Here is a 12,147-nt window from a genome sequence, read left to right on the forward strand (position 1 = left end):
TTACCTTCAGGTGGTGCGGGACGCGGCGAAGGCTCAACTGGTTGACCGGGTGGTACTGGCCCAGCAGCGGTTGCAGAGACTCGTCGCCTCTACCCACACGAACCCGTTGTTGCAGGTCAACCTGACCATGCAGCAGTTGAAGGTGCTGTTGATGCTGTCGATGGGCGGGGCTCGGTCGAGCCAGGAACTGGTGCGGGGACTCGGCGTCGGGTCCGCGACGGTGACCGGGTTGGTCGACCGGTTGGTCGCGCAGGGCCTCGTCGGCCGGCGGGAGGATCCGAGCGATCGACGGGTTCGGCTGGTTGAGCCTACCGAGGACGGGCGGGCTCTGGTGGCTCGGTTGGAAGCTGCCGGGACTGAGCACTTCCGGGGGTTGCTGGGGACGTTGGAGGGGGAGGACCTGCTGGCCCTGGAGCGGATCGTGAATCGGCTGGCTGAGGCTGCCGCCGATGAAGCTGCTCGGTGTGGGTGAGGTTGCTTCTGGCGTGCAGGGCTGGGCGGGACCCTTGTTTTGGGTATTCGACTGGGACGGGCCCAAAGGGCAGGAACGGGGCCTCGGGCCCGACCAATTTCAAGGGTCGAATCCCCCGAGCAAAATCGGCCACTGCTTCAGGACACTCGTCCCGCCCAGGTTGGCGAATGGCATCCGTTCAGCCGGAAAATGCCACTGGGGCCACCCTCAGGTGGCCCCAGTTTTGGCTTGTCTTGGTTTGTTTTCTCAGACCGGGATGATCGTGGGGACGATCATCGGCCTGCGCCTGTAGGTTTCCGCTACCCAGCGGCCCACCACGCGGCGCACCGCCTGGGCGATGCGGTGGGTGTCCGTGATGCCTTCCGCCTCTGTCCTCGACAGTTCCATTTCGACCAAGGACACCGCCTGGTCCAGTGCTTTCGGGTCGTCGGAGAAGCCTCGGCCGGAGACGGTGGGAGGGCTTACCGCGCGACCGTTGTTGCTGTCGATCGCGACGCTGATGGAGATGAAGCCGCCCTCGCCCAGGACCAGCCTGTCCGACAACGTCGACTCGCCCACGTCGCCCACCGAGAGGCCGTCGACGTAGACGTGGCCCACCACCACTCGACCCGCCACCGACGCTTTGCCGTCGATGAGGTCCACCACCACGCCGTCCTCGGCGATGACCACGTGTTCCGGGTCCACGCCGGTGCTGACGGCCAGTGCCGCGTTGGCGCGGAGGTGGCGCCATTCGCCGTGGACCGGCATGACGTTGCTCGGGCGGACCGCGTTGTAGAGGAACAGCAGTTCGCCCGCGGGCGAGTGGCCGGAGACGTGGACCTTGGCGTTGCCCTGGTGCACGACCGTGGCACCGAGCCTGGCCAGGCCGTTGACGACTCCGAAAACGGCGTTCTCGTTGCCGGGGATGAGGGAGCTGGCCAGGACGATGGTGTCGCCCGCCTGGATGGAGATCTGGCGGTGCTCGCCCCTGGCCATCCTCGACAGCGCCGACAGGGGCTCGCCCTGGGAGCCGGTGGAGACGAAGAGGACCTCGTTCTCCGGGAGGCGCATGGCCTCGTCCAGGTCGACGAAGAGGCCGTTGGGGACCTTGAGCAGGCCCAGCTCCGCCGCGATGCCCATGTTGCGGACCATCGAGCGGCCCACCAGGGCGACGCGGCGGCCGTGGGCGACCGCCACGTCCAGGACCTGCTGGACGCGGTGCACGTGGCTGGCGAAGCAGGCGACTATGACGCGCTGGCTCGCCTTGCGGATGACGTTGTCGAGGACCGGGCCGATCTCCCGTTCCGGGACCACGAAGCCGGGGACCTCGGCGTTCGTGGAGTCCACCAGGAACAGGTCGACGCCCTCGTCGCCCAGGCGGGAGAAGCCCGCGAGGTCGGTGAGCCTGCCGTCGAGCGGGAGCTGGTCGAGCTTGATGTCGCCGGTGTGCAGGACCAGGCCTGCCGGGGTGCGGATGGCCACTGCCAGTGCGTCCGGGATGGAGTGGTTGACAGCGAAGAACTCCAGGTCGAACGGGCCGTAGGAGCGGAGTTCGCCCTCCTTGACCTCGACGACCTTGGGGACCTGGCGGTGTTCGCGGCACTTGGCGGTGAGCAGCGCGAGGGTGAAGCGGGAGCCGACGACCGGGAGGTCGGGGCGGAGCTTCAGCAGGAACGGGACCGCGCCGATGTGGTCCTCGTGACCGTGGGTGAGGACGAGGGCGTCGATGTCCTCCAGGCGGTCCTCGATGGCGCGGAAGTCCGGAAGGATCAGGTCGACGCCCGGCTGGTCGTCCTCCGGGAAGAGCACGCCGCAGTCCACGATGAGCAGCCGTCCGGCGTGCTCGAACACGGTCATGTTGCGGCCGACCTCGCCGATGCCACCGAGGGCGACGATGCGGAGACCGCCCTCGGGCAGCACGGGCGGAGGCTGGGTGGGAACGTTCATGCAGAAACCCCAAGGGAAATGGCGGCGGCTGCGAGGTCGGCGGAGATGGAACCGATCTCGTCCGGCGTGGATGGCACCAACGGCAGCCTCGGGTCGCCCACGTCGACACCGCGCAGCCGCAGCCCCGCCTTCGCGTAGGTGACCCCCGGCATCCGGGTGAAGGGCTGGAGCAACGGCAGCAGGCCGTGGCTGATCGCCCGCGCTCCCGCCACGTCGCCCGCTTCGAAGGCGTCGATCATCGTGCGAATGCGGTCAGCGGCGAGGTGGCCGATCACGCTCACCACCCCGACGGCACCGACCGAGAGCCACGGCAGGTTCAACGGGTCGTCACCGGAGTAGTACGCCAGGTCGGTCGTGGCCATCACGCGCTGGCCAGCGTGCAGGTCGCCCTTGGCGTCCTTCACGGCGACGATGCGCGGGTGCTGCGCCAGTTCCTGGAGGGTGGCGACCTCGATGGGCACGATGGAGCGCGGCGGGATGTCGTACAGCATCACGGGCATGTCGACGGCGTCCGCGACCGCGGAGAAGTGCGCGACGAGGCCGCGCTGCGTGGGCCGCGAGTAGTACGGCGTGACCACGAGGAGGCCGTGCGCACCAGCGGCCTCGGCCCGCTGGGCCGCCAGGACGCTGTGCGCGGTGTCGTACGAGCCTGCTCCGCTGACGACGGTCGCGCGGTCACCCACGGCGTCGACGACGGCGCGGATCAGGTCCGTCTTCTCGCCCTCGTTGGTCGTGGGGCTCTCGCCCGTGGTGCCGTTGATCACGAGACCGTCGTTGCCCAGCTCGACCAGGTATTTGGCGAGCTGCTGCGCCTTGTCCAGGTCCACCGCCCCGTGGGCGTCGAACGGTGTGACCATGGCGGTGAGCACGCGGCCGAAAGGGCGGCCGGGTGAGGCGGTCGGGCATCCGGTCATGGGGCAAACGCTACCTCCAGTGCGCCCGCCCGTAACCACCGAGGTGGACGGTGGTGGTCGCCCCACGTGACCGACTTCACGCGGAGCGTTCGCCTCACATGCCCGTGTCGAGCCCCCGCACCGCCGCCACGGCCGCCTCGTCGCCGTCGAACTCGACCCGAACGGCCTTGCGACCCGACGCGAGCAGCACCAGTTCACCGGGCTCGCCGGTCACCACGACGGGCGTCGGGCCCTGCTTGAGGGTGACCGAGTCCCCGTTCGGGCGGCGGAACACGAGCCCGACGGGGCTGCTCCGGTAGGCGAACTTGCCGGTGAACCTGAGCATCTTCCACAACGCGGCGTCGCGGATCGGGTCGGGCGACCTCGGCTCCCACCCCTCGCGGGCGCGGCGGACGTCCTCGTGGTGGATGAAGTACTCCCCCGCGTTGACCAGCTCGTCGGCCAGCTTGTACGGCGAGAAGACCGGCGGTCCGGTGCGGACCAGGTCGACCAGCTCCGGCCACGGCTTCGCGGCGTAGCCGTCCTGCACCTTCCGCGTGTAGCCGGAGAGCGGCTTCAGGGCGATGCCGGGCGCGGCGTCCAGCCGCCGTTCGCGGATGACCAGGTGGGCGGCCAGGTCCTTCGTCGTCCACGGCGAGCACAGCGTCGGCGCCTCCGGCCCCACCTGCTCGAACAGATCGCTCAACTGCTTGCGCTCATCGCGTGCGAGACCCATGGGGGTGAACGCTACTCCTGGGTACCGATCAGGATTCCTCGACGACGATCGACTTGTCGATCTTGGCGCCGTCCGACCGCCACGCCAGGCAGAACACCTTGCGGTCGCCGGTGCCCCTGTCGGGGTCCCACGCCTTCGCGGTCGGCACGAGCGCGCCGAACTTGAGGTCGGACTTGTCGGTGTAGGAGACCCGGCCCGAGTTGAAGAACATCGCGCAGTAGTTCTCCGCGTACCCGCCCAGCGCCTCGACGCCGGGGTAGGTCAGGTCCTTCTTGGCGCCGAGCGTCTCGGAGTCGGCGAAGACCTGGATGTTGTGCGACGACGTGCACTCGACCTGGCTGCCGCTCTTGAACTGGGCGTCCTTCGCGAACCTGCCGTCCGAGCAGTACTTGTCGTACAGCTCGAACACCGGGATGTCGCCGGTCTCGCCGTAGGTCAGCGTCGGCTCGGCGGCACCGCCGCCCGCGGCCGTGGTGGTGAAGAACTTGTGCGTGTAGACGCCCCCGGTGAACACGGCGGCCGCGGCGACGGAGGCGGCGGCGATGAGCGCGACCTTGTGGGCGGTGCTCTTCCCCGGCGCGGCGCCCGGCGAGTTCGGGTAGTGCGCGGTCGTCGCCTGGGTGGGTGTGAAGCCGTGCGGCGGTGTCGGGTTGGCGGCGTGCCGTTCGAGCATGGCGCGCGCCTGCGGGCCGTTGAGGCGGGCGTTCGGGTCGCCCATCAGCAAGCCGGTGATGACGGCGGCCAGCACACCGTGCGCCCTGGTCAGGCGGGGTGTCTCGTTCATGATGGCGTGCAGCGTGGACGCCGTGGAGGCCCGCTCGTACGGGCTGACGCCCTCGATGGCGTAGCAGAGGGTCGCGCCGAGGGCCCACAGGTCGGAGGCGGGTGAGGCCTCGTTGCCGTGGATGCGCTCGGGCGCCATGTACGCGGGGGAGCCGATGAGGCTGCCGCTGGTGGTCAGGCGCGGGTCGTCCACGGCCTGGGCGATGCCGAAGTCCGTCAGCTTCACCCGGCCGTCGGGGCGGACCATGATGTTGCCGGGCTTCACGTCGCGGTGCACGATGCCCGCCGCGTGCGCCGCCTCCAGCGCGGACAGCAGCTGCTGCGCCATCGACGACACGCGCTCGGGCGGCATCGGGCCCTGCCGGTTGATGAGGGTCGACAGCGTCGCCGCCTCGACCAGCTCCATCACGATGTAGGTCATCCGGTTCTCGACGACCACGTCGAACACCGTCACCACGGCCGGGTCGTTCAGCCTGCCCGCCGCGCGCGCCTCGCGGAGCACGCGCTCCTCCAGGACGTGGCGCTCCTCGGTGGGCACGCCGTCGGGGAGGTGCAGTTCCTTGATGGCGACGTGCCTGCCGATGACGTTGTCCTGCGCCCGCCACACGACGCCCATGCCGCCGCGGCCCAGCTCCACGAGCAGGGTGTACCTACCCGCGATGACCCTGGGCTGCGCGGACACGCCTTGCTGTGGGTTCACCGACGCGACTCCTCAACCGAACGGACCAGCCGGACCCTAGCTGAGACCGTCCGGAGGGCCGCCGGGTTTCACGGATTCGTGATTTGTTGCTTCTATCGGCCGCGGCGGCTCCCGCGTTGCTCAGACCCCGACGACGTCGTGGCCCGCTTCGCTGAGGGCGAGCGCCGCCCGCTCCAGGTTCTCGCCCTTCACCAGCAGGTGGTCGGTGTCGTAGGTGGACAGCGCGAACAGGCTCACGCCCGCCGCCGCCAGCTCGCCGGACAGCGCGGCCATGATGCCGGTCAGCGTGAACTCCAGCGGTCCGCGGACCGTCAGCAGCCGCCAGCCGTGGTCGTCGGTGTCGGACACGGGCACGACCTCCGTCGGGCACACGATCGACAGCTCGTCCGGCGTCCGCGTGACCGACACCAGACCGGGCGCGTCCAGGAGGCCGGCGGGCACGGGTGCGTCCGGCGCCAGTCGGGCGACGCTGTAGTCACCCGGCCGGACGTCGACGACCAACCGCCTCACCGCGGCCCTCAGCCTTCGCTGACGAGCGGGCTGGACGCGACCTCGCTGCCGTCGGGCAGCGACGAGATGACGAAGTCGGCGAACGCGTTCGGCGCGGCCTTCTGGAGCTGGCGCAGGCACTCCACGGCCAGGTCGCGGATCTCCACGTCGGCGTGCTCCGAGGCCCGCATCGCGATGAAGTGCCGCCACGCCCGGTAGTTGCCGGTGACGACGATCCGGGTCTCGGTCGCGTTGGGGAGCACCGAACGGGCGGCCTGGCGGGCCTGCTTGCGGCGCAGGGTCGCGCTCGGCACGTCGGCGAACTTCTCCTCCAGGCCCTTGAGGAGGTCGTTGTACGCGGACACGCTGGCCTCGGCCGCGGCCAGGAAGCGGGCGTGCAGCTCGGGGTCGTTCGCGATGGCCTCGGGCTCGACCATGGCGGCGTCGCGCTCGGGCACGTAGCGCTGCGAGAGCTGCGAGTACGAGAAGTGGCGGTGCCTGATCAGCTCGTGGGTGAGCGACCGGGAGATTCCGGAGATGTAGAAGCTGACCGTGCCGTGCTCCAGCACCGACAGGTGGCCGACCTCGAGGATGTGCCGGAGGTAGCCCTCGTTCGTGGCCGTCGCCGGGTTCGGCTTCTTCCACGACTGGTAGCACGCGCGACCCGCGAACTCGGCCAGCGCCTCACCACCGTCGGTGTCCGTGGACCAGGGGACATCCGCGGGTGGGATGAACTCCGTCTTCGCGATCAACTGCACCTTCGGCGACACCGTCTCGGTCACGACAACGGACCCTCTCTCCAGCTTCGATTACGCCGGGAAGCCTAGCCGCGCGACTGCCCGCGTTCGACCACGGGAAGTGACACCGGAGGCGACATCACGGATGACATCACAACTCCTTGACTGACATCACCAATGACGTCATAGTGGTGTCATGGATCTCTCGCCGTACATCGCATCGCTGCGCGAGGACCTCGCGACCGCCGCGTCCGCCGGGGACGACAACACCCGACGCACGGCCGCCGCGCTGTCCGGCGCGCTGGAGCCAGCCGCGCGGCTGGCCATCATGAACGCACTGTCCGACCTCGCCGCCGAGGTCACGGCCTCGCTGGACGACCGCGTGGTCGAGGTCCGGCTGGACGGCCGGGACGTGCAGGTCGTCGTGACCGGCGGCTCCGACGACTCCTCCCAGGAGGACGAACCGCGGCAGCAGGAAGTTCCGCCGCGCGGCTTCGGTGACGCCACGGGTGACATCAGCCGCATCACGCTGCGCCTGCTGGACGAGCTGAAGTCGAAGGCCGAGCAGGCCGCGTCGACCCAGGGTGTCTCGCTCAACACGTTCGTGTCGCAGGCGGTGGCAGGCGCGCTGAACTCGTCGCGCGGCGGCCACGGCCGCAAGGGCCAGTGGGGCCAGGGCGGCCCGTGGGGCGGCCACCAGGAATCGACCAAGGACCGCGAGGACAAGGGCGGCGGCGGCAAGTCGCAGGTCCGCGGCTGGGTACAGGGCTGAAGGGGAGATCGGTGGTCATGACCGAGTCAGATGTGGTGCGGCAGCAGAGTTTCGACGTGGACGGCGTGGTGGAGATCGACATCGCGCTGATCTCCGGCCGCGTGCAGGTGCACCTGGTGGACGAGCCGGGCGTGCACGTGGAGGTCCGCTACGACCCGTCCGCTGGCGAGTCCTGGACGGCGGGCCTGGGCGGCCTGCTGAGCTGGGTCAACGACCAGTTCGGCGGGGGCAGCCAGAAGCCGCCGCCGGTGGGCCCGGCCGAGGCGGTCCGCGACGCGCGGATCGACCTCGTGGGCCAGCGCTTGAAGGTGCAGTCCTCGAAGGCGCTGCCGCTGCGAGCGGTTCCGCTGTCGGTGGTCGTGCGCGCCCCGTCCGGCTCGCACGTGACGAGCAAGACCGGCTCGGCCGACGTGGCCGTCACCGGCGCCGCGGGCAGGCTGGACATCACCACGGGCACCGGCGACATCAACGCCGACCGCGCCGACGCGGCGGCCGAGGTCAACTCCGGCTCCGGCGACCTGCGCCTCGGCCCCATGCTGGCAGGTCTGCGGGCCAAGACCGGCAGCGGCGACGTGGAGGTGTCGTCGATCGGCGGCAACACGATCCTCTACACGGGCACCGGCGACGTCTGGCTGGGCGCGGTCCAGCACGACGTGCAGATCCGCACGGGCAGCGGCGACGTCACCGTCGCCGACGCGGCGTCGGGCCGCATCACCCTGGCCACCGGCTCGGGCGCCATCCGCATCGGCGTCCGCGCGGGCGTCAAGGCCCAGGTGGACCTCTCCTCCCGCTCGGGCAAGGCCCGAAGCGACCTCGACGTCTCGACCCAGGCTCCAGCGGAGGAGCCCAGCCTGTTCGTGACGGGCAGGACGGGCAGCGGCGACGCGCTGATCACCACGGCCAGCACCTGACCACACCCCGAGAAGCCAACGGCGTGCGCACCCCCGATGCGCACGCCGTTCCTTCATGAGGGCACAAAGCCCTGCACAGCAGCACAAGTCCTCACGCCGCACGACGAGAGCCGCCCTCAAGGGAAGCACTCAACCCGCCCCCGCGGGCTCCCGAGCACACCCTCCCCACCCGACCCGACCATCACCAACCCCAACGACACCAACGAATCCCCGCCAGCCAACCCTCACCCCACCGGCAGCACCACCAAATCCCCACCCACCGGCAGCACCACCAGACCCCCACCGGCACACCGACCTCACCGCACGACGGCGGCCAGCGCACCCGCCAGATCCCCCCGAGGCATCACCTCGACCCCCTCCAAACCCAGCCACTCGGCCATGTGCCTCAACTCCGCGGCCAGTTCCACCGCCACCCGCCCGCTCTCCCGGCCGGGCTCCGCGAACGCCCCCTGCACCCGCAGCACCCCCACCCCCCGGTCGGCCTTCAGGTCCACCCTGGCCACCAGCTCACCGTCCAACAGGAACGGGAACACGTAGTACCCGTGCACCCGCTTCTCCTCGGGCACGTAGATCTCGATGCGGTACCTGAACCCGAAGATCCGCTCCGTCCGGGCCCTCTCCCAGATCAGCGGGTCGAACGGGCACAGCAGCGCCCGCCCCGACACCTTCCTCGGCACCTTCGCCTCGACGTGCCGGTACGCCGGAGCCGCCCACCCCTCCACCGCGACGGGTTCGAGCACACCGGACTCCACGAGTTCGACCACCGCCCGCTGGCTGGCGCGCGGCGCCAACCGGTAGTAGTCCCGCAGGTCCGGTTCGGTCGCCACGCCCAGCGCCACGGCGGACCGCGTGACCAACCGCCGCGCCCCCTCGGCCGCGTCGACGCGCTGGGCCAGCACGGAGGCCGGGATCACCCGCTCCGGCAGGTCGTAGAGCCGCTCGAAGCTCTTGCGGGTCCCGGTCGTCAGCTCCCCCAGCCCGAACAGGTACTCGCACAGCTGCTTGACCTCCGACCGCCCCCACCACGGGCCGGTGGACCGGGGCCCCTCGCCGAGCAGCTCCCGCTCGATGGCACCGGCGCCGATCGGCCCCCGCTCCTTCACCACCCTCATGATCCCGTCGACCAGGCCGGGCGCCCGCTCGGCGATGGGGCGGTAGTTGGCCCACCACCCTGCGCGCTTCGCGCCGGAGTGCAGCAGCGGCCAGTCCTCCACCGGGATCAGGCTCGCCTCGTGCGCCCAGTACTCCACCAGCATCCGGGGCTTGCGCGCCGAGTGCGACCAGGCGGCGTCGTCGACCAGCTCCGGCGCGTACGACCCGAGCCTGCTGAACAGCGGCATGTAGTGCGCGCGCACGGCGACGTTCACCGAGTCGAGCTGGAGCAGCTGGACCCGCGACAGCACGCGGGACAGGTGCCGCCTCCCGGGTGGTGAGGCGGGCCGGGGGTCGGTGAACCCCTGCGCCCCCAAGGCGATCCGACGGGCCACGTCCGCTCTCATCGTCTGCACGGTCGAGATGCTCCCACCGACCACCGACAAGAACCGACGGAGGTCGGCGGGGCCTCGGTGAACCGGGTGGAGGTGCCGGTGCGGCTCGCGGGCCGAACCGCGTCAGGTCGCGATCGGTTGGCCGCGGGCAGGCACCGGTCGGCCGGACGGGGTCACCGGACGAGCCGGTGGTCGTCGACGCCCACCTCGGCGGGGCGACGTCCGGTCCGCTCCGCGTTCACCACCAGCACCACGGCGACCACGACCAGCGCGCCGCCGAGGAACTGGACCGCGCCGAAGTGCTCGCCCGCGACGACCACCCCGAGCACCACCGCGATCACCGGGTTCACGTAGGCGTAGGTCGCGACCGTCGACAGCGGCAGCCCGCCCAGCACGTAGACGTAGGAGCTGAACGCGAGCAGCGACCCGAACACGACCAGGTACCCCCAGGCCAGCCACGACGAGGTGGTGACCGAGCCGAAGTCGACCCGCTCCCCCGCCACGAGCCCGACCGCGGTCATCACCGCGCCGCCCACCAGCATCTCCACGGCGGACAGCGCGAACGGGTTGGCCGGGGTCGGCAGCCTGCCGCTCAGGAACGACCCGACCGACCAGCCGAGCGACGCGAGCAGCACCAGCCACGGGCCCCACCAGGCCGACCCGTGCGTGCCGCCGTCGGAGCGGCCGAGCAGGACCAGCACCGACAGACCGACCAGTCCCAGGCCGACGCCGAGGAACGTGACCGGTGGCGGCCGTTCGCCGAACGCCCTCCGCAGCACCACGACGTAGAGCGGGACGGACGCGATGAGCAGCGCGGCCAGCCCGGACGACACCTGCTGCTCGGCGACCACGACCAGGCCGTTGCCCCACGCGGGCAGCAGGAAGCCCAGCAGCGCGGCGGTGCCGAACTGGGCCCGCGTCATCCGCAGCGCCCCTCGGGACACCACGGCCACGACGGCCGCCAGCACGGCTCCGGCCAGCAGGAAGCGGACGCCGCCGGACAGCAGCGGCGGCAGGGACTCGATGGTCAGCCGGATCGCGAGGTAGGTGGAACCCCACACCACGTACACGACCCCCAGCGCGGCGTACTTCACCCGCTCACCGTGCCACGCGGCACCGGAGCGGACCCGCGGGCACCCCGCCCACTAGGTTTCCCCCATGGCCGAAGCCGCGGTGCGCCCCGCACAGCCCGACGACGTCGCGGTGATCACCCGCATCCACTTCGACACCTGGCGCACGGCCTACGAGGGCCTGCTGCCGCCGGAGGTGTTCGAGCACTTCGACTTCCCCGAGGCGGAACGGGCCTGGGCGGACGCCGTCGAGCACGCGCACGTGTTCCTCGCGACCGAGGGCGAGTGGGTCGTCGGGTTCGTCGTCGCGGGCTCCGCGCCGGACCAGGAGGTCCAGAACGCCGACGGTTCGCTGCCCGCCGACGCGGAGACGACCGCGCTGGTCAGCAGCCTGCTGGTCGAGCCGAGGTGGGGTCGGCGAGGGCACGGCGGGCGGCTCGTCGCCACGGCCGCGCACGCGCTGCGCGACCAGGGCGCGACCCGCGCGGTGGTGTGGGTGCCGGAGGCGGACGCGGCCTCGACGTCGTTCTACACGCGCATCGGCTGGGCTCCGGACGGCACCGTGCGCACGCTGGACGCCGGTGGGCGTCCGCTGCGCGAAATCCGGATGACAGGGGGCCTGGCCCTACTGCTGAGCCACTGATCTGCCGCTACCCTCGACCGAGTGGTCCTAGCCTGGTTGTGCCTCACGTTCGGTGTCGCGGTGGGATCGGCGATCCTCCCCGTCATCAGCATCGAACTGTTCGTGATCGGCCTGGTGACCCAGCAGCCCCACATCTCGTGCTGGTGGATCGGCCTCGCGGTGGGGGTCGGTCAGGTGCTCGGCAAGCTGGTGTACTTCCTCGCCGCGCGCGGGTCGCTGCACCTGCCCGCGTTCCTGCGGCGCGGGGAGAGGGCCGAGCGGCCCGCGTCGGAGTTCAGGCTCCGCTGGAAGGCTCGGCTGGAGGTCGTGCGGGTCCGCTGCCACCGGCACCCGCACTGGATGTTCGGCACGCACGCCGTCAGCTCCGTCGTCGGCCTGCCGCCGTTCATGTTCACCACCGTGCTGGCGGGTCTGGCAGGCATGTCGACGGCGCTGTTCGTGACGACCGGCGCGCTGGGCCGCTTCGCCAGGTTCACGGTCCTGGCGGCCTCCCCCGCGATGATGGCGGGCTGGCTGCACTGACTCGGA

Annotated in this window: 13 protein-coding genes; 5 read left to right on the forward strand and 8 right to left on the reverse strand. The window is 70.9% G+C overall.

Features of this window, described 5'->3' with window-relative positions:
- The first annotated feature begins 13 nt into the window (after nucleotides 1–13).
- Nucleotides 14–472, forward strand: a complete 459-nt coding sequence (locus VFZ92_RS11885) for a MarR family transcriptional regulator (RefSeq protein WP_330875914.1) — start codon at nucleotides 14–16, stop codon at nucleotides 470–472.
- 246 nt (nucleotides 473–718) lie between these two features.
- Here the strand turns inward: VFZ92_RS11885 and VFZ92_RS11890 are convergent, their stop codons facing one another.
- The 6 genes from VFZ92_RS11890 to thyX all read right to left on the reverse strand — a co-directional run bounded on the left by VFZ92_RS11890 (nucleotide 719) and on the right by thyX (nucleotide 6,781).
- Complete coding sequence (locus VFZ92_RS11890) at nucleotides 719–2,398, reverse strand: ribonuclease J (protein ID WP_330875915.1); 1,680 nt, start codon at nucleotides 2,396–2,398, stop codon at nucleotides 719–721.
- Nucleotides 2,395–3,312: a 4-hydroxy-tetrahydrodipicolinate synthase gene (dapA, locus tag VFZ92_RS11895; protein WP_330875916.1), complete on the reverse strand. Its 918-nt coding sequence runs from the start codon at nucleotides 3,310–3,312 to the stop codon at nucleotides 2,395–2,397. Before dapA ends, VFZ92_RS11890 begins: the two co-directional genes overlap by 4 nt.
- 94 nt (nucleotides 3,313–3,406) lie before the next feature.
- On the reverse strand, nucleotides 3,407–4,027 hold the full coding sequence (locus VFZ92_RS11900; protein ID WP_330875917.1) for a TIGR03085 family metal-binding protein: 621 nt from the start codon (nucleotides 4,025–4,027) through the stop codon (nucleotides 3,407–3,409).
- A 28-nt stretch (nucleotides 4,028–4,055) separates the two neighbouring features.
- Nucleotides 4,056–5,510 carry a serine/threonine-protein kinase gene (locus VFZ92_RS11905; protein WP_330875918.1) on the reverse strand — a complete coding sequence of 485 codons (1,455 nt, stop codon included), beginning with the start codon at nucleotides 5,508–5,510 and terminating at the stop codon, nucleotides 4,056–4,058.
- A gap of 120 nt (nucleotides 5,511–5,630) precedes the next feature.
- Nucleotides 5,631–6,020 carry an ACT domain-containing protein gene (locus VFZ92_RS11910; protein WP_330875919.1) on the reverse strand — a complete coding sequence of 130 codons (390 nt, stop codon included), beginning with the start codon at nucleotides 6,018–6,020 and terminating at the stop codon, nucleotides 5,631–5,633.
- A gap of 8 nt (nucleotides 6,021–6,028) precedes the next feature.
- Nucleotides 6,029–6,781, reverse strand: a complete 753-nt coding sequence (thyX, locus tag VFZ92_RS11915; protein WP_330875920.1) for an FAD-dependent thymidylate synthase — start codon at nucleotides 6,779–6,781, stop codon at nucleotides 6,029–6,031.
- Nucleotides 6,782–6,932: 151 nt separating this feature from the next.
- Here thyX and VFZ92_RS11920 point away from each other — a divergent pair, with 151 nt between their 5' ends.
- Nucleotides 6,933–7,508, forward strand: a complete 576-nt coding sequence (locus tag VFZ92_RS11920) for a toxin-antitoxin system HicB family antitoxin (RefSeq protein ID WP_330875921.1) — start codon at nucleotides 6,933–6,935, stop codon at nucleotides 7,506–7,508.
- A 17-nt stretch (nucleotides 7,509–7,525) separates the two neighbouring features.
- Nucleotides 7,526–8,419: a DUF4097 family beta strand repeat-containing protein gene (locus tag VFZ92_RS11925; protein ID WP_330875922.1), complete on the forward strand. Its 894-nt coding sequence runs from the start codon at nucleotides 7,526–7,528 to the stop codon at nucleotides 8,417–8,419.
- A 296-nt stretch (nucleotides 8,420–8,715) separates the two neighbouring features.
- Here VFZ92_RS11925 and VFZ92_RS11930 read toward each other — a convergent pair whose 3' ends face one another.
- Both VFZ92_RS11930 and VFZ92_RS11935 read right to left on the reverse strand, forming a co-directional pair.
- Complete coding sequence (locus tag VFZ92_RS11930; RefSeq protein WP_330875923.1) at nucleotides 8,716–9,918, reverse strand: winged helix-turn-helix domain-containing protein; 1,203 nt, start codon at nucleotides 9,916–9,918, stop codon at nucleotides 8,716–8,718.
- 161 nt (nucleotides 9,919–10,079) lie between these two features.
- Nucleotides 10,080–11,000 carry an EamA family transporter gene (locus VFZ92_RS11935; protein ID WP_330875924.1) on the reverse strand — a complete coding sequence of 307 codons (921 nt, stop codon included), beginning with the start codon at nucleotides 10,998–11,000 and terminating at the stop codon, nucleotides 10,080–10,082.
- Between the two features lie 64 nt (nucleotides 11,001–11,064).
- On the opposite strand from VFZ92_RS11935, the gene VFZ92_RS11940 reads away from it, so the two are divergent.
- Complete coding sequence (locus tag VFZ92_RS11940) at nucleotides 11,065–11,619, forward strand: GNAT family N-acetyltransferase (protein WP_330875925.1); 555 nt, start codon at nucleotides 11,065–11,067, stop codon at nucleotides 11,617–11,619.
- Nucleotides 11,620–11,640: 21 nt separating this feature from the next.
- A complete protein-coding gene (locus tag VFZ92_RS11945) occupies nucleotides 11,641–12,141 on the forward strand; it encodes a hypothetical protein (RefSeq protein WP_330875926.1) in 501 nt (166 codons plus the stop codon).
- Nucleotides 12,142–12,147 lie beyond the last annotated feature (6 nt).

It is taken from the genome of Umezawaea sp. (genome assembly GCF_036375055.1).
Lineage (GTDB): Bacteria > Actinomycetota > Actinomycetes > Mycobacteriales > Pseudonocardiaceae > Umezawaea.